This window comes from Streptomyces sp. NPDC127197 (assembly GCF_042672405.1).
GTDB lineage: Bacteria > Actinomycetota > Actinomycetes > Streptomycetales > Streptomycetaceae > Streptomyces > Streptomyces flavusporus.
Genome location: NZ_JBHXVG010000001.1, coordinates 168,904 through 195,416, shown reverse-complemented (window position 1 = coordinate 195,416; position 26,513 = coordinate 168,904). Strand labels below are relative to the sequence as shown.

Genomic DNA, 26,513 nt, shown 5'->3' with positions numbered 1-26,513 from the left:
GCTGTCGAACCGAGTCGGCCGGGGATCGGGTGCCGGTTCCGCCGGCGCCCGCAGCCCCGGCTCCCGAGGGCATCGGCTGTTGCCTACGCGGGACGACCACGCTCCCAGGCGTAGTCGAAGCTCCGCATGTAGTGCCGGAAGGTGCGGGCGCCGGGGATGTACCGGAAGTGCAGCACCGGGTTCTGCCCGGCCGGTGCTCCGAGCACGTGCGGGTTCACCAACACGTCGTCGTCTAAGCAGTAGATCGAGTTGTAGAGGATCGTGTCGTGCAGCTGGACTTCGACACCCGGTGTCGTCATCGCCGGTTCCAGGTAGCGTCGCGTTATCCGGGCGCGTGCGGCCAGGTCGTCGCCGATGCCTTCCTCCTCGCCGCGCTGGCGAACCATCTCCGAGTCCGGGTCGCCGAGGAGCACGCGTACCTGCGCTCCGGCCTTGGCCTTGTCGGCCAACTCGTACGGGAGATCCGGGTGGTTGTCGAAGAGGAACAGTCCCGCGTACACGAGGATGTCCACCTGGTCCTTCGCCTTCTCGATCAGCGATGACCACAGCGCGGCCAGTACCGCACCCCGGTGTAGGTAATACGTGATCAGCTCGGACGTGCTCGCGGACTCGGCCTGCTTCTCGACGGTGGGCCACAGATAGACCTCGTCAACTCCAAGGAAGCTCGCGGCCTTCCAGCGGTGTCCTCGGTGCGGCGTCCGGCCGGTGGCGATCCAGCACTCCACGCTCTTCGGGTCGACGCCGACATGCTGAGCCACGGACTGGATGGTCTCGCCCTTCGCTGAAATCGCCGCGCAGACGCTCGTTCGCCATGACTGCCCTCTCGTGGGACGTATCAGGGACGTTTTGACGATGGCTCAGACGTCCCTAAACGTCCATACGGGCCGTGATGCGTCCACCACTTCTCGCGGTCTCCTGATCTCACCGGCGATTCCAGTCGGTTCCAAATCCATTCCAGATCAGGAGAACAGGCGATGCGTCAGATTCCCGTCGACACCTCCACCGCCACCGTGATGGTTGCCCAGACCCCGGAGCCCAAGGTCCGCGACCGCCGTACCGGCGAGATCGCCACCGACGCCGAGACCGGCGCGAAGCTGATGACGGTGAACGTGATGTTCGCCCTCAACGGCGACGTCGAGATCCTGAACGTCACCGTGCCGGAGACCGGCATCTCCGAGGACCTGACGATGGGGACGCCGGTCGCCCTGACGGGCCTGATCGCCCGGCCGTGGGAGAACGAGTTCAACGGCCAGAAGCGGCACGGGATCGCGTTCCGCGCCGTCGCCGTCACCTCGCTCGCTGAGGCTGGCGCGTCGAAGTCGAAGGCGGCCTGAGCCATGACGTGGCTGATCGTCGCCCTGGTGCTGGTCGTCGCCGCTGCGGGTCTCCTGCGGTGGCGGCGCCCCGCCTGGTACTGGCTGGCCTTCGGTGTCGCCTGGGCTGCGTTGCGGGTCCTGGTCCGCTACCCGTCCGTGATGGACGCCTGCGGCCTGACCGTCCCGGCCTCCCGCTGGCGCCTGACCCTGGCCCGGATGACCAACCGGCCCGTGCCCGGCCCTCGCGCTTCGCGCATCCTGCGCGTGCGGCCGACCCGTACCGGCCTGGTCCTCCGGCTCAAGCTTCGGCCCGGTCAGGACGCCTTCGACGTGGCGGCCTCGTGCGACCGGCTGCGGCACTCGTTCGCGATGTACGGCGTCACCTCCCGCGAACTTCGGTCCGGTGTTGTCGAGGTGCGGATGACCGGCTACGACGTGCTCAAGCGCGTGCAGATGCCTGCCCAGCCCGACACCCGCCCGATGCGGGTACCGGTTGCCCTGCGTGAGGACGGCGGTGTCCACTACCGCGACTACCGGGCTGTGCCGCACGCGCTCACCCTCGGCGCCACGGAGTCCGGCAAGTCCGTGTATCAGCGCAACCTCGTGGCCGCGCTCGCCCCGCAGAACGTCACCCTCGTCGGCATCGACTGCAAGCAGGGTGTTGAGCTGTTCCCCTTGGCCCGCCGGTTCTCCGCGCTCGCCGACACCCCGGACACCGCCGCCGAACTCCTCGACGCGCTGGTGTCCCACATGGAGGGCGTCTACCAGCTCATCCGTGCCGAGCAGCAGATCACCGCCGACGTGCCGGACGCGGAGATCGCCGCCGACATCTGGGACCTGCCCGAAGATCTGCGGCCGATCCCGGTGGTGGTCCTGGTCGATGAGGTCGCCGAACTCGCCCTGTTTGCCAACAAGGAGCAGGAGAAGCGGCGGGACCGGATCATCACCGCACTCGCCCGGCTCGCCCAGCTCGGCCGTGCCGCCGGGATCTACCTGGAGATCTGCGGGCAGCGCTTTGGCCCCGAACTCGGCAAGGGCATCACCATGCTCCGCGCCCAGCTCACCGGCTGGATCGCGCACCGCGTCAACGACGAACCCAGCGCCAACATGGCCTTCGGCGACATCGCCCCGGACGCCGTGATCGCCGCGATCCAGATCCCCACCGACATGCCCGGCGTCGCCATCACGGGCGACTCCACCGGCGGCTGGGCCCGCATCCGCGCCCCGCACACCTCGCTGCGGCAGGCCGTGAAACATCTGCAACCGGCACGCCGACCTGACCCCGGACCTGCCCGAACTGCCAGACCCGGCACGACCGTGACTGGAACGCCGGCCGCAACGTCCTCTACGAGGGACGCCGCATCCTCGCGGCTGAACAGACAGCACCACCCACCCCCGGACCGGGGGCCCGACGCCGGTAACGGCGGCGGTAAACGCCTGCGGAGCGCACGTAAGACCGGGCAGCAGCCCGGCAGCGCGCACAACCCCCACCCCGCGTGGGGAGGAACCAGGAACCCACCCGGAGCTGGTAGCCCCGACACAACAGGGCCACCCGCAGACGGAGAATCCCAGTGCTTCAGTACAGGGAGACGGAGGTCAAAACTGAGGTCACGCCCTCGCTCGGGACGATCGCTTGAAAGGATTACCGTCCGTGTCCTCGGGGCGGCTTCTGCAGATGAACGGGTGGACGCAGGGTCCGATCAGATGCAGAACCGCTGAGACGAGGACGAGCAATGACGAACGAGCGGGCGAGGATCGCGGTGCGCCGACTGACCGGGGTGGTCGCCGCGGCGACGATGTGCTGGCTCCCCGCGGGTGCCGCGCATGCGGACGAGACCAACACGGCCTCGCACAACGGCCCGCGGATCGGCCTGATCAACACCGGCCAGGTCGACGACCCGATGGAAGACGTGCTGCAGCACGTCGGCCTGATCGGCGACGAGTACATCTGGGGCTGACCGGTCATCCCGCACGGCCCGTGGCCTGTACCGCACACCGACGCGGTACAGGCCACGGGCCTTCCCGCGTGCTGACGCCGGGACGAGAGTCGCGAACCTCCTGACGATCAGCCGGTGCCCGTCAGCCGCTCGTACTCCGCCAGCAGCCGGTCGGTCGCCGCACGGTCGGCGGGCCGCAGGGGTGGGCGGACCGGGCCGGCCGGCAGGTTCAGCGCGCTGAGGAGGGCCTTGGCGGTGACCGTGCCGGGCAGGTCCGCGGACATCATCGTCTCGATGAGCGGGGTGGCCCGCTGCTGGCGGCGGGCCGCGCCGGCCGTGTCACCGGCGTCGAACGCGTCCAGTGCGAAACGGATGTGACGTGGCGTCACATTCGCCACCGTGCTGATGCAGCCCGCCGCGCCCACCGCGTACAGGGCGAGGTTGTGCTCGTCGCAACCGGCGTAGTAGGCGAGGTCCGTGCGGGACAGCACCTTCTGCGTGCCGAGGAAGTCGTAGGAGCAGTCCTTGACCGCGACGATCCGCGGATGTCCGGCGAGGCGGATGATCGTCTCCGGCTCGATCCGGGTGCCGGTGCGGCCCGGGATGTCGTACAGGACGACCGGCAGCCCGGACGCGTCCGCCACCGCGCGGAAATGCGCCTCGACCGCGTCCTGCGGCGGCCGACTGTAGTACGGCGTGACCACCAGCACCCCGTCCGCGCCCGCCTTCTCGGCCTGAAGGGCGAGCTCGATCGTGTGCCGGGTGTCGGACGTCCCCACTCCCGCGACGATCGACGCGCGGTCCCCGACCGCCTCCCGGACCGCTCGCACGAGCGTCGATTTCTCCGCGTCCGAGGTGGTCGGCGACTCGCCCGTCGTGCCGTTGAGCACCAGACCGTCACAGCCCTGCGCGACCAGTCGCTCGGCGAGCCGCCCCGCGCCGTCGACGTCGAGGGCGCCCGAGGTGGTGAAGGGCGTGATCATCGCGCAGAGGACGCGGCCGAAGGGAGCGGCGGTGGCGGTGGTGGGGTTCGTCATGTGAGTAGTCTCGGCAGCGCGACCGTACAGCTCCACTTAATTCTTCTACGATGTATTGATAAGCGCTGCTGTGATGTTTCGGGTTCCCCGATGCGGGGCCCTATGTCCAATGCGGCTCTTCATGGGTCACCATGGCCGGGACGGTCCACCAAACCACCGGTCATGGGAGGCGTCATGAAGCTCGGCAAGGCACTCGCCACCGGAGTCGCGGAAGAGCAGCCGGTCGCGTACGAGGAAGAACTCGAACTCCCCGAAGAGACCATGGACTTCGGTGAGGTCGCGCCCGAAGAGGTCCCGGCCGCGCGATGAGGCTGCGGCTCCCCGAGGAACGTCCGACGGAGCCGCCGACCGGATACAAGATCGCCCACCCGATGCTGTCCCACGACGGCACCCGGGCCGCGTTCACCGGCGTGTCGCTGGGCGGCGCGCTGCCGTACGGAGTCGTGGCCGACGCGTCCTGCGTCTACGGCCTGCGGCATGCGGCACCGCACCGCCGCTGCGACTGCGGCTTCCACTGTGTGCACGACCGCTCGGTGGCCGAAGGGCTGCTGTGCACCGCCGAGCACCGAGCGGCCGTCCTGCTCGAGGTCCTGGTGCTCGGCCGCTACATCCGTTTCGAACGCGGTTTCCGCTACGCCCGTCAGCGGGTGCGCACGGCGACCGTCGGCCCCTGCGTCTGCGGTGCGACCGCGGTGGCGCTGGCCGACGCCGGCTGGGGCAGGCCCGGCTGGCACGCCCTCGCACCCTCCTGCGCGGCCTGTCTGCGCGGCCGCACGTCCGTGTCCCTGGCCGGATTCGCCCGGCTGGCCGGGGGCGGGCTGCGCGTGGTGGCCACCGGCGGTGGCGGGGCGGTGCCGGCCGGGCTCGACGCGTCCGACGGACTCGGTATGCCCGAACTCGTCGCGGAGGCTGCCCTGTTGCAGGCCCGGCTCGACTGGTTCCAGACCCAGCTGGCACGGCTCGGCGAGCACGGCAGCGGCGGGGCGGGGAACGGGTAGCGCGGGCCGGCCCGGGTACCCGGATGTTCCGAACCGAGAGGAGGCGGAACACCGTGACCGGGATCCCGGACGTCAAGCCCGTGCGCGACGAGCACCACTCGGTGGGCGAACTCGTCGGCCAGGCAACCGAACAGCTTTCCCGTCTCGTACGGCAGGAAGTGAGCCTCGCCAAGGAGGAACTGGCCGAGAAGGGCCGGCGCGCGGGCCGCGGCGGCGGCCTCCTGGGAGCCGCGGGCGCCCTCGCCTACGCCGGACTGCTCGCCCTCGCCGCCACGGCCGCCGCCGCCCTCCCGCTGACGCTGCCCGTCTGGGCCGCGGCGCTCATCGTCACGGCGGTGCTCTTCGCGCTCGCCGGTGTGCTGGCCGCGACCGGCCGCGCCCAGCTGCGCCGCGCGGTACCCCCCACACCCGAGGTGACTCTCGGCAGCGTCAGGGCCGATGTCGAGGAGATCAGGGAAAGGGCACATCGATGAAACACCGGACGAAGGGCGGCGTCGGCGGTGCCAAGGGGCCCGACGAGCTGCGCCGGCAGATCGAACACACCCGCAGCCAGCTCGGCGACACCATCGAGGAGCTGGCCGCCAAGGCGGACGTGAAGGGCCGGGCGACGGCCCGGTACGCCGACCTGAGGGACAAGGCCGGCGCGATGACCGTCCAGCTGCGCAGCACCGCAGCCCACGCGGGCCACGCGGTCCAGGACCGGGCGACGCAGGTCGGCCATGCGGTCCAGGGGAGGGCGAGTCACGCCGGGCACGCGGTCCAGGGCAGGGCGAGCCACGCCGGGCACGCGGTTCAGGGGAGGGCGAGTCAGGCGGGCCATGCGGTGCAGGGCAAGGCGGCGCAGGTCGGCAGCACGGTTCAGGGGCGGGCGACGCGGGCCGGTCACGCCGTCGAGCGCCGTGCGCCGCAGCCCGTGCGCACGGTCGTGCAGGCGGGGCTCCGGCATCCGCGGCCCCTGCTCGTCGCCGGGGCGGCCGTCGCGGTGGTCGTCGCGGCGGTGGTACTGCGGCGACGGCGCGACTGGCGGTAGGGCCGCGCACCCCCAACGGGCGCTGAAGTTTGGTTGAGGTTGAAGGCTGGTCGGCATACCACCGACCAGCCTTTCGACGGGGACCGGCACCTTCCGAAAACTCAGACTGTCTGGACAAAAAAAGTTTTCGGTGAGACGGTGGGCTCATGCTGGACGTGACCGTCATCGAGGACGCCGAGGCCGCAGCCGTCTCCCTGGACCCCATAAGGGCCCGGCTGCTCGCCGAGCTGGCGGCCGGCCCCGCGTCGGCCGCCATGCTGGCCGGCAAGGTCGGGCTGCCGCGGCAGAAGGTGAACTACCACCTGAAGGCCCTTGAGCGGCACGGCCTGGTCGAGCTGGCGGGGGAGCGCCGCAAGGGCAACGTCACCGAGCGGCTGATGCGGGCGACCGCCGCGTCGTACGTCATCTCGCCGCTCGCCCTGGCCGCCGTGCAGCCGGACCCGGACCGCTTCCGGGACCAGCTGTCCGCGCGCTGGCTGCTCGCGGTCGGCGCCCGGCTCGTGCGGGACGTCGGCACGCTGATCACCGGCGCGGCCAAGGCCCGCAAGCGGCTCGCGACCTATGCGCTGGACGGCGAGGTGCGGTTCGCCTCGGCCGCCGACCGGGCCGCGTTCGTCGAGGAGCTGACCGCCGGGGTCAGCGCGCTGATCCGCAAGTACGACGCCCCTGACGCCGAGGGCGGCCGGGACCACCGGATCGTCGTGGCCGTCCATCCCACGGTCAAGCCCGAGACCCACGAGAGCTGAGAACCCAGGAGCCCACCATGTCCAAGGAATTCGAGATCGCCCGCGAGTTCGAGGTCGACGCCACGCCGGAGCAGGTGTGGGAAGCCGTCACGGAAGGAACCGGCGGCTGGCTGTGGCCGATGGAGCCGCCCGAGCCGCGCGAGGGCGGCAGGGGGCCCTTCGGATCCACGATCCTCGCCTGGGACCCGCCGCACCGCTACACCAACCGGGTCGAGGACGTCGAGGGCATCTCCGAGCAGACCGTCAACCAGCTCGACTACACGGTCGAACCGCGCGACGAGGGCCGGCGCGCCTGGGTGCGGTACGTGCACAGCGGCATCTTCGTCGACGACTGGGACAACCAGTACGACGGCGCGAGCAAGCACACCGACTTCTATCTGCACACCCTGCGCCAGTACCTGACGCACTTCGGCGGCCGCCCCGTCGCCTTCACCACCTTCGACGGGCCCGAGGCGTCCGGCGCCCCCGATGCCCTCGCCACCGTCGGCAGGGCCCTTGGACTGTCGGACGACACGGCCGAGGGAGCCAGGGTGAGCGCCCAGGGACCCGGCGGAAAGACCCTGGACGTGGTCGTCGACTACCGCAACCCCTACTTCATCGGGCTGCGTACCGACGACGCCCTGATCCGCTTCTTCGGGCGCAACCACTGGGGTTATGTGGTGGGCATCAGCGTCCACGACTTCGCGCCGGACGCCGACGCCAAGGCGGACGAAGCCGCCTGGCAGGGCTGGCTGAAGGGCGTCTTCAGCCAGCCCTGAGCACCCTGGATTATGGGCGGAAGCGCAGCACCTGCGGGTCGTGGTCGCTGATCTGGTCGTGGAACTCGGCGTTGATGTGCACGCTGTCGTACTCGAAGTCGCAGTCGCGCCGGATCGACGGGCTGATCAGGATCTGGTCCAGGACCTGGCTGTTGCCCTGGTAGACGTACGAGTAACGCTCGCTCCTGGGCAGCGACTTGACCGCCGACCACAGCTCGCCGTCACCCTCGAGGATCTCGGTGGTGCCGGAGAACTCGAAGTCGTTGATGTCGCCGAGCGTGACGACGTCCGCGTTCTTCTGCGTGTCCAGGATCTCCTTGACGAACGCGTTCACCGCGGTCGCCTGGAGGTGCCGCTGGGTCTCCGAGCTGCGCGTCGGCGGCTGGTACTGCGCGGTCAGACCCTGGTCGCCGCCCTTGGAGTTGAAGTGGTTGGCGATCACGAAGACCGTCTCGCCGCGGAAGACGAACTCGCCGACCAGCGGCTTGCGGCTGTTCGCCCACGCCGAGTTCGCCGGGTCGATCCGGCCCGGCGAGGCGGTCAGCTGCGCCTTGCCGCGCACCTTGGTGACACCGACGGCGGTTGTCGCGTCACCGCCCGCACGGTCGGTGAAGGACACCCGCTCCGGGTTGAACAGGAACACCTGGCGGATGTTGCCGCCCGGCTCGCCGCCGTCGGCGAGGTCGACCGGGTCGACGGAGCGCCACTCGTAGGCCGGGCCGCCCGCCGCGACGATCGCGTCGACCAGCTTGGTCATCGTCCGGTCGGCGGCGACCGTGCCGTCGTTCTGGGCGCCGTTGTTGTCCTGGATCTCCTCCAGGGACACGATGTCGGGCGACTGGAGGTTGTTCACGATCGCGGCGGCGTGCTCTTCGAACGTGGCGTCCGTCGGGTCCAGGTTCTCGACGTTGTAGGTGGCCACCGCAAGCTCACCGCGCCGCTGCTTGCGGGTCGTCTCGCGCTCCAGACCGCCCTGCTTCAGCTCACCGATCTCGTTGGCGACGAGCGTGTAGCCGCCGAACTGGTTGTAGTCCAGCGGGCCGGTCGTGGTGCCGGAGAGGGTGTCGCCGACGTTCGCGTCCGGGAAGTCGGCGGCCTTGCCGAGGGACTGGATCTGGAGGCGGCCGGTGTTCTGCGAGGTGTACGAGCCGTAGACGGTGCCCCCGTGGCGGCTGGCGTTCTCCCGCGGCTTCACCGTGACCCACAGCTCGGTGTACGGGTCGGTGGCGCCGACCACACGGGTGTCGGCGACCTGGACGTTCATGCCCTCCAGGGACTCGTAGAAGTCCAGGGCGTACTGCGCCGGCCGCAGGGTGAGGCCGTTGATCGAACCGTTCGCGGCGGTGTCGCCGGCCGGGGCGTACCGGGCGGGTACGGAGCGGGCGTCGACGACCGTCGGCGCCGGGACGGCGTTGCCGCCGGAAACGACCGTCACTGTCGGCCGGGTGATCTCCGTGAGGGACTGGTTGCCGGAGGAGGTGCCGCCCGGGACGTACTCCGAGACCGTGCCCGAGACCGTCACGGAGTCGCCGACGGCGACCTTCGGGGTCGAGCCGGTGAAGACGAAGATGCCCTCGCTGGTGGCCGCGTCGTCGTCCGGGGTCGGGTCCTGGATCCAGAAGCCTCTCGACGACCCGTAGGTCCGCACACCGGTGACGGTTCCGGCCACGTCCGTGACCTGCTGACCGGCGTACGGGGATATTCGGGTGCTGCCCTGGATGTCACGGATGCGCACGCTGTCCGCGTGCGCGGGCGAGGTGAGGACGACGACGGACGCCGCGGAGCAGACGGCGGCGACGGTGAGCGCGGCAAGGCGCGCGGAAGACTTGCTCGGCAACGGGATCCCTCCGGGGACATACGTGGGCGCCGGGACGAGGTGGAGCATGTACAGGCATGGCGACGCGCGTAGAAACAGTGACGGAGTGAACAGTTGTCCTCTCGGTTTCTACGCGCGTCAATTTCCAGCCTGCTCGGGCCAGTTGTCAAGGTTTCGGCCATGTACGGGGCCTGACGAGGAGATGAACCGGGCGGCATCGGTGGAAATCCGTCTAGGCTGAGCGGCTGAGCCGTATGTCGCCCTAGGAGAACCTCCCGATGTCTGACAGCGCCCCCCTGCCGCCGGTCCGGCCGACCTCCGAAGCGGAGCTGGCGCGCGACGCGCTGTCCACGCCGCTGCTGTCCCGGGCCGCGCGGCTCGCCCGCTGGGCCGGGCCGGAGACCCGCGTGGACGCCGGGGGCGGGCTGGTCGACGAGCAGCTGCCGGCCGCCGCCGAGACGCTCGGGCTGAACGGGGACGACGCCGCGGCGCTGGCGAGCGAGGCCTGGCGGGTGGCCGTGGACACCGGGCTCGTCGAGGTCGTCGACGAGGCGGCCGGCACGGTCGCGACGGGCACGGAGCTGGCCCTGCTCACCGGCGGTTCGCCGCACGACGTGCTCGGCGTGTGGCTGGCCGCCCTGGAGACGGTGCTCGCCGACGCGAGCGTGCCCGACCTCGACGATCTGGTCGACGCCATGGACGAGGGCGGCCGGGTCGACTTCTCCTCGCTGGACTGGGACCCGGAGGCGGAGGCCGAGTTCCTCGACGGGGTGCTCGGCAACCTCTACCTGCTGTCCGTCAGCGAGGACGGGCCGGGGCCGGCACCCGTGCCGCTGCCCGTGCTCGCCGCGTCGGTGATCGTCCCCGGCGACCTGGCGGAGCCCACGAACGCCATGCTGGAGCAGGTGTCCGACGCGATGATGCGGCTGGACGACCAGTTCCGGCTGCTGGAGCCGGTGGGGCTGGTCGAGTACCAGCCGGTCGACGACGCCCTGATGGCGGACACCGAGGATGCTGCCGACGAACCGTCCGCCCTCGACGAGACCGACGTCACCCGCTACGGCATGGTCCGGCTCACCCCGCTCGGCCTGTACGGGCTGCGGGCGCGACTGCTGGAAGCCGGTTTCGAGGCCCCCGCCGTCGGCGACCTGGCCGACAAGGGCGCCGACGCCCTCTTCGACGGAACGGCCGGCTTCGGGCCGAGCGCCGCACAGGCCGAGACCGAACAGTGGCTGGCCCGCCGTGAACCCCTCGCCGCCGCACGCGAGTTGCTGTCCGCAGCGCGGGGTAATGACTCCGGCGCCCCCCTGCGCCGGCTGCGCTGCCAGCAGGCCCTCTCCCTGGTCGGCACCGACGCCGAACCCGCCCTGCGGGAGGTCCTCGACGACGCCGAACTGGGCGGCCTCGCCCGGGTCTGGCTGACCGAGCACGGCTTCACGGACGTACCGCCCCCGACCGAGGCGATGGTCTTCTGGCTCACCGTGGACACCCTCGCCGCCCAGCTCGCCGCCGAGGGCAACTCCGAGGAACTCCGCGCCCTCGTCGAGGGCCTCGCACAGCAGCACAGCGGCTTCTTCACGGCGGCCTGGCGGGTCGACCACCCGGCCACCGCGGACGTCCTGGAGGCGATGGGGCGCATCCACCCCGACAAGAAGATCGCGAAGCAGGCCCGGAAGGCCGCGTTCAAGGCACGGTCCCAGCAGGGCGGCTGACGGCCTGCCACCCTTCACGGAAGCGAGCCCGGGGGAGTAGCACGGTGTTCAACTCGTGTTCAGAACCGGGCGAAACCGTGGCGCCGACCGAGGTCCGCCACCCTCCACGGCATTCCCACCGTTACAGGAGACACCATGTCGCTCACCCGCAGGGACTTCGCCAGAAAATCCGCGATCACCGGCGCCGGTGTCGCGCTGGCGGGCAGCGTCGGCGCCCTCGCCACTGCTCCGGGCGCCCTTGCGTCCTACGACACCGACAGCGCGGGGGAGGAGTCGGCGGACGCGTCCGGCGGGGTCGGCTACGGCCCTCTGATCCCCGACTCGAAGGGCATCCTCGCGCTGCCCGCCGGCTTCAAGTACCGCATCATCACCTACAGCGGGAAGACCAAGCTGGAGTCGGGCGAGTTCACCCCCTCCAACCACGACGGCACGGCCACCTTCGACGGCCCGCGCGGCACCACCCTCCTCGTCAACAACCACGAGCTGAAGGGCCCGCGCGCCAACTGGAAGTACCCGGTCCCGCTCACCGAGGGTCTCGTCTACGATCCCGCCGCCTCCGGCGGCTGCACGGTCGTCGAGGTCCGCCCCGACGGACAGGTCGCCGAATGGGTGGGCATCGCCGGCACCTCCACCAACTGCGCGGGCGGCAGCACCCCGTGGGGCACCTGGCTCACCTGCGAGGAGAACTCCGACCGGGCCGGCACCAACGGCATGACCAAGGACCACGGCTACGTCTTCGAGGTCGACCCCCGCGACCGGCGCGCCAACCGCGACCCCAAGCCGCTGAAGTTCTTCGGCCGTTACGACCACGAGGCCGTCGTCATCGACCCCAAGCGCGGCCACGCCTACCTCACCGAGGACGACGACGAGCCCAACGGCCTCTTCTACCGCTGGACCCCGCCCAAGGGCTTCGAGCACGGCCGCGGCAGGTTCCGCACCCTCGCCGACGACGCCGGCGTCCTGCAGGCGCCCAAGTGCTACAACTCCGGCGGCAAGTTCGTCGACGACCTCTCCCGCGCCACCAAGGTCGGCACGGTGTACGGAGTGGACTGGGTCGACGTACCGGACCGCGACGCCAGGACCGTGGCCGTGCGCAAGCAGTTCGCCGACGGTGAGATCACCCGCGCCCGCAAGCTCGAGGGCATGTGGTGGGGCGACGGCGGCGCGTACATCGTCTCCTCGTACGCCCGCGAGGAGAGCCCGGTGCAGCACGACGGGCAGGTCTGGTTCTACGACCCCAAGCGCCGCACGCTGACGCTGAAGGTCCTGCTCGGAGTGAACCCCGACCCCTCCAAGGACGGCGCCTTCGACGGCCCCGACAACATCACCGTCTCCCCGTACGGCGGCCTGATCCTCGCCGAGGACGGCGAGGGCGTCTCGCACCTCTTCGGCGCGACGGACAGCGGCCGTACGTACCCCATCGCCCGCAACGACCTGAACGTCGGCACCGAAGAGGAGCCGGAGTACAGCGAGTTCGCCGGCGTCACCTTCTCCCCCGACGGCCGGACGCTGTTCGCCAACATCCAGGACCCGGGCATCCTGGTCGCGATCACCGGTCCCTGGAAGCGGCAGCGATCCCGTTGACCGCAACGACCGACCCGCGGCCGATGCGGGCGTACCAGCCGCTCGCATCGGCCGCGAGGCCGGTGATCACACCGTCCAGCGACCACTCGTCGCGCAACGGCACCCCGTCCGAGAGGCGCAGCGCGGTGCACTTGCGTCCCGCCGCCGCGTAGACCGTGCCGCCCGATACGGCGGGCGGGCACTGTGCGGGGCCGTCGCCGAGCTCCGGCCGCCGCCACCGCGGCCGGCCGGTGGCGGGATCCAGGGCTTCCAGGGTGCGGCCGTCCGCGGCCCAGTGCAGCAGCTGCCCTCCGGCGAGGACGGGGGAGCGGTCGCCACCGGGGTGCGGCGCCCAGCAGGCGTCCAGGCCGAGAGCGGGACGGCTCCAGCGCACCGTGCCGGCGTCGGGATCCAGACCGTACAGCCGTTCTCCGGACAGCAGCAGCCCGGTGTTGTCCGCGCGGGCGAAGGCCGTTGCCCCCGGAGCCACCGGAACGTCCAGCTCTCGTCCGCTGATCCGGCGGCCGTCACGTACGTCGACGAGATGCAGGACTCTGCCGGTGGTGAGGACGGCGAACCGATCGGGCGGCAGAGCGCCGGCGACCGCCACCTGGTAGCCCTTGCCCACACCCGAGTAGCGCCACCGCACCGTCCCGTCGTCCGCAAAGACGCACTCCTGTTCGTCGTATCCGTCCGTGAACAGCAGTGCATCGCCCGCGACTGCCGGACGGGGCCACTCGTCCTCCCCCTTGCGTTGCCACAGCCGCTGCCCGGTCTTGAGGGAGGCCCCGCGCAACAGGTTCTCGCCGCTCCCGTTCCGGGACAGGGTGACGAGGGTGGAGCCGGACACCGTGAACCAGAGAGGGGTCAGCAGTCCCTTCTCGACCGGTGTTCTGCGCTTGCCCGTTGTCAGGTCGAGGGCCTCGAGACCCAGATCGCCCGCGGTCAGCACACCGTCCACCACGCCCCAGGCCTTCGGGGCTTCGGTGAAGGAGTCGACGGCCCACCGCCTGGTGCCGCCCGCCGTCGTGCGGAACTGGACCGTGCCGTCGGTGCTGACGCTGTCCTCGGTGCCGTGCAGCACGATCCCGCCCGCGGTCACCAGCATCGCGTCGAGCGTGCCCGAGCCGGCCGAGAGGGTCCACCGCAGGGCTCCTGGCCTGGTGGCGCCCTTCTTCAACTCCCAGATCGGTCCGGTCGACCCTTCACCCGTCGGCCCGGACGTACGGCCCACCGCACAGGCCAGCAGCGCGACCAGGCCGCCGCCCCCGCCCAGCAGCAGACCGCGCCGGGTGAGCTCGCGGCGCCGGATCGCCCGCCGCGCCGCGTCCCGCGCGGCCTCGTCGACGACCGTCGGCACGACCACCGTCGGCCCCGGCTCGGGCACCGCGTCCGCGACGCCCGAGACGAGCGAGCGCAGCGGCTCCGCACGCCACCACAGGGGCGGGTTGCGGTCCGCCGTGCGGCGCAGCACCTCCGCCGGACCGGGCCGTCGCTCGGGGGACTTGTGCAGACACTCCGCGACCAGCTCCCGCAGCCCGCCCGCTTCCGGAACATCGACGAGGTCCGGCTCGTCGTGTACGACACGGTAGAGCAGCGCGGCCGCGCCACCGCCGCCGAACGGGCCTCGCCCGGACGCCGCGTACGCCAGCACCGCACCCAGCGCGAAGACATCGGCCGCTGCCGTGACCTGCATGTCCCCGGTGATCTGCTCGGGCGCCATATAGCCCGGCGTACCGATGATGTCCCCGGTCTCCGTGAGCGCGTGGGCGCTGACCAGCCGGGCGATCCCGAAGTCGATGACCCGCGGACCGTCACCGGTCACCAGCAGATTGGACGGCTTGAGGTCACGGTGCACGAGCCCCGCGGCGTGAATGCTCCGCAGCGCCTCGGCGAGCGCGCCGCCGAGCGCACGTACGGCGCCGGGGGCGAGCGGTCCGGCCGCCACGACCGCCTGGCGCAGGGTGACGCCGGGCAGATAGGCGGTCGCCAGCCACGGCATCGGCGAGTCCGGATCGGCGTCCACGACGGGTGCCGTGTACACCCCGGTGACCGACCGCGCGGCCGCCGCCTCGCGCCGGAACCGCTCCCTGTAGTGCGGGTCGGCAGCGAGGTGTTCGTGCACGGTCTTCACCGCGACGAGCCGCCCGCCGGGACTGCGCCCCAGATACACCTGCCCCATGCCCCCGGAACCGAGCCGCCCGATCAGTTCGTACCTGCCGAGCCGTTCGGGGTCGCCGGGGACCAGCGCGTCGCTCCTCGTCCCCCTCATGCCGATCCCGGCCCGCGGAACGTCTGCAGGGTCCTGCCGGTGGACAGATGCAGGAGACCGCCGCCCGCAGCCGCGATCACCTCGCTGCTCAGGCCGTCCGCCGGGACCGCCCAGGCCAGTTCACCCGTCGCCGCGTGCAGCGCGTGCACGCCCCACACCGGCCAGTCCCCCGACGTGCCGGCAGCCCGGTCCGGGTCCGGCCCGGCCACGTACAGCAGGCCGCCGTCCCGCAGCGGCGGTTCCTCCGCGCCCGCGACGCCCCGCACGTCGTCGCGCCACCAGCGCTTGCTGCCGGTCGCCGCGTCGAGCGCGCCGACACCCTCGCTCGTCGCGGCATGGACGAGACCGTGCGCGGCGGCAGGCGTGACCCCGGCCTGCCCAGGCGGTTTCGACCAGCGCACATGACCGCTCGCCAGATCCACGCACTGCACGGCCTTCTGGGTCGCGTAGCAGCGCGTTCCCGTGGCGCCGCGGTGGGCCTCGGGGCGGGCCGCGCCGCCGCTGACGCGCGACTCGACCGTTCCCTTGCGTTCGTTCAGGACCATGAGTGGGCCGGTGGGTGGTGAATCGCCCGTCGTGGAGGTGGAGTTGAGGGCGAGAGCGAAGCGCCCGCCCGCCGCGTGCATCGCGATCACCTCGGCCGCGGTGCCTGCCCGGAACCAGAGAGCCTCGCCGCGTGTGATGTCGTAGCCGTAGGCCCGCCACCGCCGGCCCTGCGCGGCGCGGCGGGCCTGGATCGTGTCGTACGAGGCGTAGGTGGCCAGGCAGATGGTCCGCTCCGAGACGATGAACGACGCATGATCGCCGTCCATCTCACCGTCCGTCTCGCCGGCCGCGGCCCGACGGTACGGGTTGTGGAGGATCGGGTCGGTCTCCCAGCGGATCTCGCCTGTGGCCGCGTCCAATGCGGCGATCCGGGTGGAGAACGAAGGGGTGAAGGCGTCCCCTTGGCGCAGGACGTACACCGTGTCGCCGCGCGGGACCAGGGCGGAGGCGTCCTCGAAGCGCCAGCGCAGTGTGTTGGTGACGGGGTCGAGGCAGGTGACGGTCCCGTCCACCTGTACGTAGAGGGCTTCTCCGTGGCGGATCAGGGAACCCCCGTACTCCAGGGCGCCTACCTCTCTCGTCCACACGGAGGTGCCCTTCTCCCATGGGCGGGGTGAGGCGGAGGCGGATCCCTTGCCGTCGGTTTCGTTCTCGTCGAGGAGGAACGCTGCCGTGGTGGCTGTGGCCGCGGTGGCCAGTGCGGCGCCGGTCCAGGTGAGCAGGCGTCGGCGTGACAGGCGGCCGAGGCCGTCGTGAGGGGTAGGGGATTCCTCGACGGCGGTTTCCTCTGCCGTCTCCCCCTCCTCCTCGGCCGCTGCCACACGCTCCGCGATCTCGTCCTCGTGGCCCCGGAGCACGGACGTGAACGCCGGGCGTTCCCACCACGGAGGCGCGGCCGCCCGCGTGGCGCACCAGGCCAGGATCTCGGGGACCGTCGGACGGTCGTCCGGGGACTTGGCGAGGCAGCGCGTGAGGAACGCGTCCCACTCCGCGTCCGGCACGCCCAGCAGGTCGGGCTCCTCGTGCAGCGTCCGGTAGAGCACCTGGGGCGCGGTGCCCGAGCCATGCGGACTGCGTCCTGTCGCGGCGAGTGCGATCAGCGCGCCGAGCGCGAACACATCGGCGGCCGGGCCGGGTTCGGTGTCCTGGGATATCTGCTCCGGTGCCATGAAGCCGGGCGAGCCGATGAGTTCACCGGTGGCCGTCAGCGTCTCCTCGCCCGCCGCCGGGTCCATCACCTTGGCGATGCCGAAGTCGATGACCTTGGGCCCGTCGCCGGTCACGACGACGTTCGCGGGTTTGAGGTCGCGGTGCACGAGTCCCGCCCCATGGATGGCGGCCAGGGCCTCCGCGAGCGCCGCGCCGAGCGCCGCGAGATCGCCGGGGCCGAGCGGGCCCAGCGCTGCGACCGCCTCGGAGAGCGAGGGACCGGCGCAGTACTCGACCGCAAGCCAGGGCTGCCGGGCATCGGGATCGGCGTCCAGCACCGCCGCGGTGAACGGCCCCTCGACGGCCCGCGCCGCGGCCGACTCGCGGCGCAGCCGCTCTCTGAAGCCCGGCTCCGCGGCCAGGTGCGCATGCACCGTCTTGACCACGACCAGCCGTCCGGAGGCGGAGCGCGCGAGATGGGCCCGGCCCATCCCGCCCTCGCCGAGTTGCGTGACGAGCCGGTACCCCGCGAGACGCATCATGGAGCGGCCTCCTCCTCGAGCCTGTCGTACGGCACTCACGATGACAGCGACGATCAGTGCGACGCCTGGGAGGCACCGTCAGGTTGCGGCCTGCAAGAACCCCGCGGAAAATCCTTGGCGTCTCCAACTCCCGCTCGCTTAGAGTCATTCCCGTCCAGGTGCGAAGGCAGGACCTGCTTCCACCCTCAATGGACACCACAACTTCATGCACGTTCCGCACCGTCCGGTGCGGTAACGCACCTCCCGGTGCGATGGCAGCGGCTACTTCTCTTCCAAAGAATCCACAGCCGCCGCCGACTTGATCTCGGGAGGCGCAGCTCATGGTGGGTGCCCGGTGCGCAGGCAACGGTTACTTCATTGGATCTGGCGGCTGCGGGTTCGAATCCCGTCATCGACTTCGGGTCGGTGTAGCTCAATTCGGCAGAGCACCAGGCTAAGTCCGTCGCCGACTCCTGATCTCGGGCATCCTCCTTCTGCTGCGCCTCCCTCCGAAACCTCTTATGAATTCGGGGGAATTCACCATGGCGCGATTCAACACGAAGGCCGCGAAGGCACGGCCCTCTTCGCGCGTCACCTCGACGGGACGGGTACTCCGCACGTACGAGGGCGGCCTCGGTCGCGAGCGCGACGCGCACTCCGAGCTTTTCCTGCTGGCGGTCTCCCACTTCGTCTCTCAGCAGACCTTCTACGAGACCGGCGCCGCCCGCGACGACCGGTTCGCCACGCTCGTGCGCGAGCTCGCCGTCACCGACCCGGAGTGGACGGCCGGCCTGCTCGGCTGGCTGCGCAGCGAGGGCAACCTGCGTACGGCGGCGGTCGTGGGCGCCGCCGAGTACGTGAAGGCGCGGCTGGAGGCCGGGGCGACCGACGGTCCGTCGAACCGGACGGTCGTCGCCTCCGTGCTCCAGCGTCCCGACGAGCCCGGTGAACTGCTCGCGTACTGGACAGCGATGTACGGCCGCAACGTCCCGAAGCCCGTGAAGCGCGGCATCGCCGACGCCGTACGGCGCCTCTACAGCGGCAAGTCGCTGCTGAAGTACGACACCGCGTCGAAGGGCTACCGCTTCGGCGACATCCTCAACCTGGTGCACGCGGCCCCGGACCCGGACAAGCCGTGGCAGGGCGAGCTGTTCCAGTACGCGCTGGACCGCCGGCACAACCCGGACACCGCCGTGCCGCCCGCGTCGAACCGGACGCTGGTCGCGCACCGCGAGCTGATGGCGCTGCCGGTCGAGGAGCGGCGCGCGGTGGTCACGTCGGACGGCGGGGCCGAGCGGCTCGCGGCGGCCGGGATGACCTGGGAGGCGCTGGCGGGCTGGCTGCAGGGGCCGATGGACAAGGCGGCCTGGGAGGCCGTGATCCCGTCCATGGGCACGATGGCGCTGGTCCGCAACCTGCGGAACTTCGACGAGGCGGGCGTCTCCGACGAGGTGGCCGCCCAGGTCGCCGCCCGGATCAGCGACCCGGCGGAGGTCGCGCGCTCGCGGCAGTTCCCGTTCCGGTACCTCGCCGCATACCAGCACGCGCCGTCGCTGCGCTGGTCGTACCCGCTGGAGCAGGCACTCGGCCACTCGCTGGCCCACGTGCCCGCACTGCCCGGCCGGACGCTGGTGCTCGTGGACCGCTCGGGTTCCATGTTCTACTCGCGGCTGTCGGACCGCTCGGAGCTCAACCGGGCCGACGCGGCGGCGATCTTCGGGACGGCGCTGGCGCTGCGGGCGGCGGACGCGGATCTTGTCGAGTTCGGCACGAGCAGCAACCGGGTGCGGTTCCGCAAGGGCGAGTCGGTGCTCAAGGTCCTGGAGCGGTTCGGCGACCTGGGCGGCACCAACACCACCGAGGCGGTGCGCCGGCACTACACGAAGCACGACCGGGTGCTGATCGTCACCGACGAGCAGTACGCCCACAGCCACTACGGCGACCCGACCGAACAGGTCCCGGCCGACGTGCCCGTCTACACCTGGAACCTGGCCGGTTACCGGGCGGGGCACGGACCGTCCGGGAAGGGGAACCGGCACACGTTCGGCGGCCTCTCGGACGCGGCGTTCCGAATGGTGCCCTTGCTCGAGCGAGGCCGGGACGGGCACTGGCCATGGCTTGAGTGAACGGGCACGAGCGGGAACGGTACGGCGCCGGGCGCCCCCTCTGTCGGGGGCGCCCCGTGCTCGTAGCGGCCGTTACAGCGCCTGGGCCGCCGGCTTGACCATGTTGCGGACCGTGCGGGCCTTGACGAAGTCGCCCATGGCCGTCATGTCCCACTCGCCGGAGTACTGGCGGATGAGCTTCGCCATGAGGACGCCGGTCTGGGGCTCGGCGTTGGTGAGGTCGAAGCGGACGAGTTCCTCGCCGGTGGCGGCGTCCATGAGGCGGCAGTAGGCCTTGGCGACCTCGGTGAACTTCTGGCCGGAGAAGGAGTTCACGGTGAAGACCAGGCCGGTGACCTCCTGCGGGAGGCGGCCGAGGTCGACGGTGATCACCTCGTCGTCGCCGCCGCCCTCGCCGGTGAGGTTGTCGCCGGAGTGGCGGATCGCGCCGCCCACGATCTGGAGCTTGCCGAAGTAGCAGCTGTCGATGTGGTTGCGCTGCGGGCCGTACGCGATGACCGAGGCGTCCAGGTCGATGTCCTTGCCGCGGTAGGCGGGCTCCCAGCCGAGGCCCATCTTGACCTGGGAGAGCAGCGGGCGGCCGCCCTTGACCAGGGAGACGGTCTGGTTCTTCTGGAGGCTGACCCGGCCCTTGTCGAGGTTGATCTTCCCGGCGCCGGGGGCGGGAGCGGCCGGAGCGGGGGGCGCTGCCGGGGCCGGGGGAGTGGACATGGGCGGGGCCGGCGGGGTCACCGGGGGCTGCATCGTGGCGGGCGGCGGGGTGACCGGCTGTGGCGGGGCGACGGGGGCCGGGGCCGGTTCCTCCACGGTGACGCCGAAGTCGGTGGCGATGCCGGCCAGGCCGTTGGCGTAGCCCTGGCCCACCGCGCGGGCCTTCCAGGCGCCGTTGCGCAGATAGATCTCCACGACCACCAGTGCCGTCTCGGCGCCGAGCTGCGGGGGCGTGAACGTGGCCAGGACGCTGTTGTCGTCCGCGTTGCGGATCGTGGCCGTGGGTTCGATGCCCTGGAAGGTCTGGCCGGCGGCGTCCGGGCTCGCCGTGACGACGATCTTCTCGATGCCCGGGGGGACGGCGGTGGTGTCGACGGTGATCGCGTCGGGGGCCGTGCCGCCGCCCGAGCGGTACGTCACGCCCGGTCCGGTGGGCTGGTTGTAGAAGATGAAGTCGTCGTCGGAGCGCACCTTGCCGTCGGCGGTGAGCAGCAGGCCCGATACGTCGAGCCGCACCGGGGCGGCGACGTCCACCGTCACGCGGGCGGTGGGGAGAGGGATGTTCGAGCCGGGGGTCATAGCTGTCATGCCGGGTGAACGATCGACGCCGCTTTACCGTTCCCTTACCGGGCGGCCGATCGGGTCACCGGCGGTTGCGGGGGTGGTTGCGGGCGGTGCGTTCGTTGCCGCGTTTGTAGTTGCCGGTCCAGCGGGCCATGACCAGCTGGGGGTCCGGGGCGGAGGTTGTCTCGGCGAGGAATTGTTGTGCGCGGGGGCCGTGGAGGGTGGTGGCGGGGCGGTTGTGGTGGGTGATGGTGACGGTGCCGTCGGCGTGGGTGTCGTAGCGGAATCCCTGGGGGCGTGGCATGTTCGGATCGTAGGGGGTGGGGGGTGACGGGCCCAGCGGTTTTCGCCCCCCGCCCCTACCCGTCCCGTCCTCCAGGGGGCTCTGCCCCCTGGGCCCCCCTCCTCAAACTCCCCCAGAGGGGGGACCCCCAAGTGGCTGAGAAAGCCCGTCCGGCGTTTGAGGACGAGGCCGTTCAGCTACGGCACAACCACGATCTTCCTGCCGACGCCCGACGCGAACTGCTCAAGGGCCTCGGGATAGCTGGTCAGCGGCAGGCGGTCGCTGATGAAGACCTCGGGGTCGAGGACGCCCGTCGCGAAGAGTTCCGCGGCCCGCTCGAAGCTGTGCAGGACGGCCATCGAGCCGGTGATCGTGATCTCCTGGTTGTAAATGCGGTACGGATCGATCGTCACCCGGGTCGCGTAGTCCGCGACGCCGAACTGCAGGAACGTCCCCGCCTTCGCCACCCGCTCCAGCCCGTCCTGGATCGCCGCCGCGTTGCCCGTCGCGTCGACCACGACGTCCCAGCCCTGCGGGCGGTCCAGCTCGTCGGCGTTCGCGGCGGACGCCGAGACGCCGAGGCGGCGGGCCGTCTCCAGGCGGGTCGGGTTGACGTCGACCACGTCGACGCTCGCCGCGCCCGTCCGTTTCGCCAGCTCCAGCATCATCAGGCCCATCGTTCCGGAACCGTAGATCAGGACGTGGGCGCCCAGGCGGGACTGGAGCACGTCATAGCCACGTACCGCGCACGACAGCGGCTCCACCAGTGCCGCGTCCTGCGTGCGGATGTGCTCGGGGAGCTTCACGCAGTTCGCCACCGGCGCCACCGCGTACTGCGCCGCGCCTCCCGCCGTCGTCACGCCGATCGCTGCCCAGCGCTCGCACAGGTTGTTGTGGCCGGTGCGGCAGTAGCGGCACTCGTAGCAGTACAGGGACGGGTCCACCGCCACCTGGTCGCCCACCGACAGTTCCGTGACCTGGGTGCCGACCCCGACCACCTCGCCCGCGAACTCGTGCCCCGGCACGATGGGGAGCTCGGGTGCGAACTCCCCCTGGAGGATGTGCAGGTCCGTGCCGCACAGGCCGCACGCGGCGACCTCGACGACGACCTCGCGCGGGCCCGGCGTCGGGTCCGGGACCTCGGCGACGACGGCCTTGCCCACGGACTCGATGACGGCGGCCTTCATTTCACGGCTCCCAACGACAGGCCCTGGACCAGCTTGTCCTGGGCGGCGAACCCCGCGGCGAGCACCGGCAGGGAGATGACGAGCGACGCGGCGCACACCTTCGCCAGGAACAGGCCCTGGCTGGTGATGAAGCCGGTCAGGAAGACGGGGGCTGTTTCGGCTACGACGCCCGTCAGCACCCTCGCGAACAGCAGCTCGTTCCAGCTGAAGATGAAGCAGATCAGGGCGGTGGCGGCGATGCCGGGGAGAGCCATGGGGGCGATCACGCGGGTCAGGACCGTGGGGAGGCGGGCGCCGTCCACCCGTGCCGCCTCGATCACCGCCACCGGGACCTCGGCCAGGAACGACTGCATCATCCACACCGCGATCGGCAGGTTCATGGAGGTGTAGAGGATGACCAGGAGCCAGATGTTGTCCAGCATTCCCGCATTCTTGGCGAAGAGGTAGATCGGCAGCAGGCCCGCCACCACCGGCAGCATCTTCGTCGACAGGAAGAAGAACAGGACGTCGGTCCACTTGCGCACCCGCCGGATCGACAGGGCGTAGGCCGCCGGGAGCGCCAGGAGCAGGACCAGGAGGGTCGAACTCACCGATGCCACCGTCGAGTTGATCAGAGACGGCCACGGGCTCGCCCCGCCGCCCGTGCCGAAGAACTCGCGGTAGCCGTCCAGGGTGAGGGCGGCCCCGAAGGACGGCGGGTTGGTCGCCGCGTCCTCCTCGGAGTGGAAGGACGTCAGGGCCATCCACGCGATGGGCAGGAAGAAGACGATGCCGGCCAGCCAGGCCACCAGGCCCAGGCCGACGCCCTTACGGCGGATACGACGGACTTGTACGGCGATGCCGCTCATCCGCGGTTCACCTCCTCGCGGAACAGGGACGACACCACGCGCAGTGCGAAGGTCGCGATGATGATCGAGCCGATGACGACCAGGACGCCCGCGGCCGAGGCGAGGCCGTTCTCGTGGGCCTGGTAGAAGCTCTGGTAGACGGTGTAGGGGAGGTTGGCGGTGCCCAGGCCGCCGGATGTGATGGTGAAGACCGCGTCGAAGTTCTGGACGATGTAGATCGAGCCGAGCAGGGCGCCGAGTTCGAGGTAGCGGCGCAGATGCGGGAGCGTGAGGTGGCGGAAGATCTGCCAGTCGCTCGCGCCGTCGACCTTCGCGGCCTCGATCTGCTGGGGGTCGCGGCTCTGCAGGCCGGCCAGGATGATCAGCATCATGAACGGGGTCCACTGCCAGACCAGGGATGCCTCGACCGCCAGCAGCGGGGTGTTGGAGATCCAGTCGGGCTGGGGGCCGCCGACGTAGTGCAACAAGCCGTTCAGCAGGCCGTACTCGGGGTTGTAGAGGACGTGCTTCCAGAGCAGCGCCGCCGCCACGGGGACGACCAGGAAGGGCGCGATCAGCAGGGTGCGGACGACGCCCCGGCCCTTGAACCTGCGGTCCAGCAGCAGTGCCAGGACCAGGCCGAGGACCAGGCTGACCAGGACCACCGTCACCGTCAGCAGGATCGTGGTCCAGACCGAGTTGCGCAGGTCGGTGTCGGTGAGCACCTGGCGGTAGTTGTCCACGCCGGTGAAGTGGCGGGCGTCGGGATAGAGGGAGTTCCAGTCGAAGAAGGAGATCACCAGCGTGGCCACGAACGGCAGCTGGGTCACGACGATCATGAAGATCAGGGCGGGGAGGAGGGGGGCCCGGGTGGCCCAGGCGCGCAGCCGGGCCGAGGGCTCGCGCTTGTTCGTACGGACGGACGGGGCGGCCACGGGGGCCGTGGTGGTGGCGGTCATCGTCCCTCGTACTCCTCGGAGATGCGCTCGGCGAGCTGCTGGGACTTCTTCAGGGCCTCGTCGACGGACTGGCGTCCGGCGATGGCCGCGCTGATCTCCTGGGAGACCTTGGTGCCGAGGTCGGTGAACTCGGGAATGCCGACGAACTGGATGCCGGGTGCGGGACGCGGCTGCACACCGGGGTCGCCCGGGCGGGCGCCCTCGATGGCCTCCTTGGTCATCTCCTGGAAGGCGGCGGCCTCCGCGCGGTAGTCGGGGTTGTCGTACGTCGACGCGCGCTTGCCGGCGGGTACGTTCGACCAGCCGATCTCGTCGCCGACCAGCTGCTCGTACTCCTTGCCGGACGCCCAGGACACGAACTGCCATGCCTTGTCGGCGTTGCGGGAGGCGTCCTGGATGCCCCAGGCCCAGGTGTAGAGCCAGCCGGAGGACTCGGTCTTCTCGACGGGGGCCGGGGCGTAGCCGACCTTGCCCTTGACCGGGGAGTCGGCGGACTCCAGGGAACCGGCCGCGGAGGTGGCGTCGTACCACATGGCGACCTTGCCCTGGGTCATGTTGTTGAGGCACTCGGCGAACCCGGACTGGGCGGCGCCGGACTCGCCGTGCTCACGGACCAGGTCGACATAGAACTTCGTCGCCTTTTCCCACTCGGGGGAGTCGAGCCGGGCCTTCCAGTTCTCGTCGAACCAGGTGCCGCCGAAGGTGTTCACGACGGTCGTCAGGGGTGCCATGACCTCGCCCCAGCCGGGCAGTCCGCGCAGGCAGATGCCCTTCATGCCGGGTTCGGCGCCGTCCACCCGGGCGGCGAGGTCGGCGACCTGCGTCCAGGTGGGGTGCGCGGGCATCGTGAGGCCTTCCTTCTCGAACACGTCCTTGCGGTACATCAGGAAGGAGGACTCGCCGTAGAAGGGCTGGCCGTAGAGCTTGCCGTCGTCGCCGGTGAGGGACTCGCGCATGGGCTTCAGGACGTCCTGTTCGTCGTACGCCGGGTCCTCGGCGACGTAGGAGTCCATCTCGTGCAGCCAGCCGTTGCGGGCGTAGATCGGTATCTCGTAGTTGGAGAGGGTGGCGACGTCGTACTGGCCGGCCTGGTTGGCGAAGTCCTGGCTGATCTTGTCGCGGACGTCGTTCTCCGGCAGCACGGTGAAGTTCACCTTGATGCCGGTGTCCTTGGTGAAGTGGGCGGCGGTGAGCTTCTGCAGCTCGACCATCTGGGGGTTGTTGACCATCAGGACGTTGATCGAGTTGCCGCCCGATCCTGCCCCGCCCGCCCCGACCCAGCAGCCGGAGAGCAGCGGGGCGAGCAGCGTCCCTGCGGCGGCCGCGGCGAGTGTGGCTCGCGGCCTCCGTCGGCTCTGGGTTCGCATGGATCGCTCCTGAACATATGGGGAAATAAGGGGCACTGCTGGGCGTGAGGGTGCCCTACAGGGGAGTGGGTCGGATTTTCAGACGCGGATGACCTGGGGTCCGAGCAGTGAGTAGCGGTGTGCTTCGGCCGTCGGCAGCAGCGTGCTCGTGACGATCGCCTCCAGCGCGCCGACCTCCGCGAACCGGCAGAAGCTGACCGCCCCGAACTTGGTGTGCACGCCCGCGAAGACCGTGCGCCGCGCGGCCCGCACCGCCTGCGCCTTGACCTCGCTGACCGCGGGGTCGGGGGTGGTCAGGCCGTGCTCCCGGGAGATGCCGTTGGCGCCGATGTAGGCGAGGTCGACGACGAAGCCGGCGAGCATCTTCGTCGTCCAGTGGTCGACGGTGGCCAGCGTGCCGGAGCGGACCCGGCCGCCGAGCAGCAGCACCGAGAAGCCCTCGGCCTCGGCGAGTGCGCCCGCGACCGGCAGGGACGCGGTGACCACGGTCAGCGGCCGGTCCCTGGGGAGTGCCTCGGCGATGAGCTGCGGGGTGAAGCCCTCGTCGACGAAGACCGTCTCGGCGTCCCCGAGCAGCTCGGCCGCGGCGGCCGCGATCCGGCGCTTCTCGGGGACGTGGCTGGTGGCGCGGAAGGCGAGGGTCGTCTCGAAGCCGGCGCTCTCCACGGGGTAGGCGCCGCCGTGGGTACGGCGGACCAGACCGTGGTCCTCCAGGGCGCGCAGATCCCGCCGTACGGTCTCCTTGGCCACGCCCAGCAGGTCGGCGAGCGCGGTGACGTCGACCGACCCGGCGGCGCGCGCCACCCGCACGATCTCCCGCTGGCGTTCCTCCGCCGAACTCGTGCTCATGGCCGACACCTGCCTTCAGTGGTGCTGTGCTGCCCGTTCGGGCCCGGTGCGGCCCTTGGGAGAAGTTCTACAGCGGGTGTGCGGCACTGACCAGGTCTGATGCGGGCCCGATGCTGCCCGTGTGTGCCCGTTCGACGCGGCGTGTGCCCGCCTCGGACCTGCGGCGTTGCGGAGCGGGGTGTGAGATCGGGCGGGGTGCGCGCCCGAACACGACGGCGGGCGGGCCCGTTCGGTGCCCG

General features: G+C 71.0%; 23 protein-coding genes and 1 pseudogene. 12 read left to right on the top strand and 12 right to left on the bottom strand.

From position 1 onward, the window contains the following. Positions 1 to 83: 83 nt before the first annotated feature. The gene (locus ACFVJQ_RS00980; RefSeq protein WP_385779949.1) at positions 84 to 758 is read right to left on the bottom strand and encodes an XRE family transcriptional regulator; all 675 of its coding nucleotides are present in this window, start codon (positions 756 to 758) and stop codon (positions 84 to 86) included. Positions 759 to 974: 216 nt separating this feature from the next. Between ACFVJQ_RS00980 and ACFVJQ_RS00975 the strand changes: the two genes are divergently transcribed. From ACFVJQ_RS00975 to ACFVJQ_RS00965, 3 genes and pseudogenes are all read left to right on the top strand, one after another. Beyond that, positions 975 to 1,334 carry a hypothetical protein gene (locus ACFVJQ_RS00975; RefSeq protein WP_385509166.1) on the top strand — a complete coding sequence of 120 codons (360 nt, stop codon included), beginning with the start codon at positions 975 to 977 and terminating at the stop codon, positions 1,332 to 1,334. Between the two features lie 3 nt (positions 1,335 to 1,337). Next, a pseudogene (locus ACFVJQ_RS00970) lies at positions 1,338 to 2,637 on the top strand (FtsK/SpoIIIE domain-containing protein). 412 nt (positions 2,638 to 3,049) lie between these two features. After that, entirely contained in the window at positions 3,050 to 3,274 is a 225-nt protein-coding gene (locus ACFVJQ_RS00965; protein ID WP_385509163.1) for a hypothetical protein, read from the top strand. Between the two features lie 107 nt (positions 3,275 to 3,381). On the opposite strand, the gene dapA is transcribed toward ACFVJQ_RS00965, so the two are convergent. Continuing rightward, on the bottom strand, positions 3,382 to 4,290 hold the full coding sequence (gene dapA / locus ACFVJQ_RS00960) for a 4-hydroxy-tetrahydrodipicolinate synthase (RefSeq protein WP_385779946.1): 909 nt from the start codon (positions 4,288 to 4,290) through the stop codon (positions 3,382 to 3,384). Between the two features lie 174 nt (positions 4,291 to 4,464). Between dapA and ACFVJQ_RS00955 the strand changes: the two genes are divergently transcribed. From ACFVJQ_RS00955 to ACFVJQ_RS00930, 6 genes are all read left to right on the top strand, one after another. Further along, positions 4,465 to 4,599: a hypothetical protein gene (locus ACFVJQ_RS00955; protein WP_385509161.1), complete on the top strand. Its 135-nt coding sequence runs from the start codon at positions 4,465 to 4,467 to the stop codon at positions 4,597 to 4,599. Next, the gene (locus tag ACFVJQ_RS00950; RefSeq protein ID WP_385509160.1) at positions 4,596 to 5,288 is read left to right on the top strand and encodes a hypothetical protein; all 693 of its coding nucleotides are present in this window, start codon (positions 4,596 to 4,598) and stop codon (positions 5,286 to 5,288) included. Before ACFVJQ_RS00955 ends, ACFVJQ_RS00950 begins: the two co-directional genes overlap by 4 nt. Positions 5,289 to 5,311: 23 nt before the next feature. After that, positions 5,312 to 5,761, top strand: coding sequence for a phage holin family protein (locus ACFVJQ_RS00945; RefSeq protein ID WP_385779942.1), 450 nt, complete (start codon positions 5,312 to 5,314; stop codon positions 5,759 to 5,761). Beyond that, the gene (locus ACFVJQ_RS00940) at positions 5,758 to 6,318 is read left to right on the top strand and encodes a DUF3618 domain-containing protein (protein ID WP_385509158.1); all 561 of its coding nucleotides are present in this window, start codon (positions 5,758 to 5,760) and stop codon (positions 6,316 to 6,318) included. The genes ACFVJQ_RS00945 and ACFVJQ_RS00940 overlap by 4 nt, the downstream gene beginning before the upstream one ends. Before the next feature lie 146 nt (positions 6,319 to 6,464). Continuing rightward, complete coding sequence (locus tag ACFVJQ_RS00935; protein ID WP_385509156.1) at positions 6,465 to 7,064, top strand: ArsR/SmtB family transcription factor; 600 nt, start codon at positions 6,465 to 6,467, stop codon at positions 7,062 to 7,064. Between the two features lie 17 nt (positions 7,065 to 7,081). Then, positions 7,082 to 7,822, top strand: a complete 741-nt coding sequence (locus tag ACFVJQ_RS00930) for an SRPBCC domain-containing protein (protein ID WP_385509155.1) — start codon at positions 7,082 to 7,084, stop codon at positions 7,820 to 7,822. 10 nt (positions 7,823 to 7,832) lie between these two features. Here the strand turns inward: ACFVJQ_RS00930 and ACFVJQ_RS00925 are convergent, their stop codons facing one another. Beyond that, a complete protein-coding gene (locus ACFVJQ_RS00925) occupies positions 7,833 to 9,659 on the bottom strand; it encodes an endonuclease/exonuclease/phosphatase family protein (RefSeq protein WP_385779938.1) in 1,827 nt (608 codons plus the stop codon). Positions 9,660 to 9,916: 257 nt separating this feature from the next. Between ACFVJQ_RS00925 and ACFVJQ_RS00920 the strand changes: the two genes are divergently transcribed. Next, positions 9,917 to 11,350, top strand: a complete 1,434-nt coding sequence (locus ACFVJQ_RS00920) for a hypothetical protein (RefSeq protein WP_385779935.1) — start codon at positions 9,917 to 9,919, stop codon at positions 11,348 to 11,350. Between the two features lie 135 nt (positions 11,351 to 11,485). Beyond that, complete coding sequence (locus ACFVJQ_RS00915) at positions 11,486 to 12,934, top strand: alkaline phosphatase PhoX (RefSeq protein WP_385509152.1); 1,449 nt, start codon at positions 11,486 to 11,488, stop codon at positions 12,932 to 12,934. Here the strand turns inward: ACFVJQ_RS00915 and ACFVJQ_RS00910 are convergent. After that, entirely contained in the window at positions 12,900 to 15,185 is a 2,286-nt protein-coding gene (locus ACFVJQ_RS00910) for a protein kinase (protein ID WP_385779932.1), read from the bottom strand. The two genes, ACFVJQ_RS00915 and ACFVJQ_RS00910, sit on opposite strands and share 35 nt — an antisense overlap. After that, complete coding sequence (locus tag ACFVJQ_RS00905) at positions 15,182 to 17,422, bottom strand: protein kinase (RefSeq protein WP_385509150.1); 2,241 nt, start codon at positions 17,420 to 17,422, stop codon at positions 15,182 to 15,184. The genes ACFVJQ_RS00910 and ACFVJQ_RS00905 overlap by 4 nt, the downstream gene beginning before the upstream one ends. A gap of 521 nt (positions 17,423 to 17,943) precedes the next feature. Here ACFVJQ_RS00905 and ACFVJQ_RS00900 point away from each other — a divergent pair. Continuing rightward, on the top strand, positions 17,944 to 19,527 hold the full coding sequence (locus ACFVJQ_RS00900) for a TROVE domain-containing protein (RefSeq protein WP_385779929.1): 1,584 nt from the start codon (positions 17,944 to 17,946) through the stop codon (positions 19,525 to 19,527). A 72-nt stretch (positions 19,528 to 19,599) separates the two neighbouring features. Here the strand turns inward: ACFVJQ_RS00900 and ACFVJQ_RS00895 are convergent, their stop codons facing one another. The 7 genes from ACFVJQ_RS00895 to ACFVJQ_RS00865 form a co-directional block, all read right to left on the bottom strand. Further along, complete coding sequence (locus ACFVJQ_RS00895; protein ID WP_385509148.1) at positions 19,600 to 20,817, bottom strand: TerD family protein; 1,218 nt, start codon at positions 20,815 to 20,817, stop codon at positions 19,600 to 19,602. A 64-nt stretch (positions 20,818 to 20,881) separates the two neighbouring features. After that, entirely contained in the window at positions 20,882 to 21,106 is a 225-nt protein-coding gene (locus ACFVJQ_RS00890; RefSeq protein WP_385509147.1) for a hypothetical protein, read from the bottom strand. Positions 21,107 to 21,282: 176 nt separating this feature from the next. Further along, a complete protein-coding gene (locus tag ACFVJQ_RS00885) occupies positions 21,283 to 22,272 on the bottom strand; it encodes a zinc-dependent alcohol dehydrogenase family protein (protein ID WP_385779926.1) in 990 nt (329 codons plus the stop codon). Beyond that, positions 22,269 to 23,120 (bottom strand): carbohydrate ABC transporter permease, encoded by an 852-nt coding sequence (locus ACFVJQ_RS00880; RefSeq protein ID WP_385509145.1) that lies wholly within the window; start codon positions 23,118 to 23,120, stop codon positions 22,269 to 22,271. Before ACFVJQ_RS00880 ends, ACFVJQ_RS00885 begins: the two co-directional genes overlap by 4 nt. Next, positions 23,117 to 24,058: a carbohydrate ABC transporter permease gene (locus ACFVJQ_RS00875; RefSeq protein WP_385779923.1), complete on the bottom strand. Its 942-nt coding sequence runs from the start codon at positions 24,056 to 24,058 to the stop codon at positions 23,117 to 23,119. The genes ACFVJQ_RS00880 and ACFVJQ_RS00875 overlap by 4 nt, the downstream gene beginning before the upstream one ends. Then, the gene (locus tag ACFVJQ_RS00870; RefSeq protein WP_385509143.1) at positions 24,055 to 25,425 is read right to left on the bottom strand and encodes an ABC transporter substrate-binding protein; all 1,371 of its coding nucleotides are present in this window, start codon (positions 25,423 to 25,425) and stop codon (positions 24,055 to 24,057) included. The genes ACFVJQ_RS00875 and ACFVJQ_RS00870 overlap by 4 nt, the downstream gene beginning before the upstream one ends. Positions 25,426 to 25,503: 78 nt before the next feature. Further along, positions 25,504 to 26,274 carry a DeoR/GlpR family DNA-binding transcription regulator gene (locus ACFVJQ_RS00865; protein ID WP_224739978.1) on the bottom strand — a complete coding sequence of 257 codons (771 nt, stop codon included), beginning with the start codon at positions 26,272 to 26,274 and terminating at the stop codon, positions 25,504 to 25,506. Between the last annotated feature and the right edge of the window lie 239 nt (positions 26,275 to 26,513).

What these genes read in the sequence shown, in the direction of transcription:
- ACFVJQ_RS00975 (WP_385509166.1), top strand. Translation starts at nt 975, where the DNA reads ATGCGTCAGATTCCCGTCGACACCTCCACCGCCACCGTGATGGTTGCC.
- ACFVJQ_RS00965 (WP_385509163.1), top strand. Translation starts at nt 3,050, where the DNA reads ATGACGAACGAGCGGGCGAGGATCGCGGTGCGCCGACTGACCGGGGTG.
- dapA (WP_385779946.1), bottom strand. Translation starts at nt 4,290, where the DNA reads ATGACGAACCCCACCACCGCCACCGCCGCTCCCTTCGGCCGCGTCCTC.
- ACFVJQ_RS00955 (WP_385509161.1), top strand. Translation starts at nt 4,465, where the DNA reads ATGAAGCTCGGCAAGGCACTCGCCACCGGAGTCGCGGAAGAGCAGCCG.
- ACFVJQ_RS00950 (WP_385509160.1), top strand. Translation starts at nt 4,596, where the DNA reads ATGAGGCTGCGGCTCCCCGAGGAACGTCCGACGGAGCCGCCGACCGGA.
- ACFVJQ_RS00945 (WP_385779942.1), top strand. Translation starts at nt 5,312, where the DNA reads ATGTTCCGAACCGAGAGGAGGCGGAACACCGTGACCGGGATCCCGGAC.
- ACFVJQ_RS00940 (WP_385509158.1), top strand. Translation starts at nt 5,758, where the DNA reads ATGAAACACCGGACGAAGGGCGGCGTCGGCGGTGCCAAGGGGCCCGAC.
- ACFVJQ_RS00935 (WP_385509156.1), top strand. Translation starts at nt 6,465, where the DNA reads ATGCTGGACGTGACCGTCATCGAGGACGCCGAGGCCGCAGCCGTCTCC.
- ACFVJQ_RS00930 (WP_385509155.1), top strand. Translation starts at nt 7,082, where the DNA reads ATGTCCAAGGAATTCGAGATCGCCCGCGAGTTCGAGGTCGACGCCACG.
- ACFVJQ_RS00920 (WP_385779935.1), top strand. Translation starts at nt 9,917, where the DNA reads ATGTCTGACAGCGCCCCCCTGCCGCCGGTCCGGCCGACCTCCGAAGCG.
- ACFVJQ_RS00915 (WP_385509152.1), top strand. Translation starts at nt 11,486, where the DNA reads ATGTCGCTCACCCGCAGGGACTTCGCCAGAAAATCCGCGATCACCGGC.
- ACFVJQ_RS00910 (WP_385779932.1), bottom strand. Translation starts at nt 15,185, where the DNA reads ATGAGGGGGACGAGGAGCGACGCGCTGGTCCCCGGCGACCCCGAACGG.
- ACFVJQ_RS00905 (WP_385509150.1), bottom strand. Translation starts at nt 17,422, where the DNA reads ATGATGCGTCTCGCGGGGTACCGGCTCGTCACGCAACTCGGCGAGGGC.
- ACFVJQ_RS00900 (WP_385779929.1), top strand. Translation starts at nt 17,944, where the DNA reads ATGGCGCGATTCAACACGAAGGCCGCGAAGGCACGGCCCTCTTCGCGC.
- ACFVJQ_RS00895 (WP_385509148.1), bottom strand. Translation starts at nt 20,817, where the DNA reads ATGACCCCCGGCTCGAACATCCCTCTCCCCACCGCCCGCGTGACGGTG.
- ACFVJQ_RS00890 (WP_385509147.1), bottom strand. Translation starts at nt 21,106, where the DNA reads ATGCCACGCCCCCAGGGATTCCGCTACGACACCCACGCCGACGGCACC.
- ACFVJQ_RS00885 (WP_385779926.1), bottom strand. Translation starts at nt 22,272, where the DNA reads ATGAAGGCCGCCGTCATCGAGTCCGTGGGCAAGGCCGTCGTCGCCGAG.
- ACFVJQ_RS00880 (WP_385509145.1), bottom strand. Translation starts at nt 23,120, where the DNA reads ATGAGCGGCATCGCCGTACAAGTCCGTCGTATCCGCCGTAAGGGCGTC.
- ACFVJQ_RS00875 (WP_385779923.1), bottom strand. Translation starts at nt 24,058, where the DNA reads ATGACCGCCACCACCACGGCCCCCGTGGCCGCCCCGTCCGTCCGTACG.
- ACFVJQ_RS00870 (WP_385509143.1), bottom strand. Translation starts at nt 25,425, where the DNA reads ATGCGAACCCAGAGCCGACGGAGGCCGCGAGCCACACTCGCCGCGGCC.
- ACFVJQ_RS00865 (WP_224739978.1), bottom strand. Translation starts at nt 26,274, where the DNA reads ATGAGCACGAGTTCGGCGGAGGAACGCCAGCGGGAGATCGTGCGGGTG.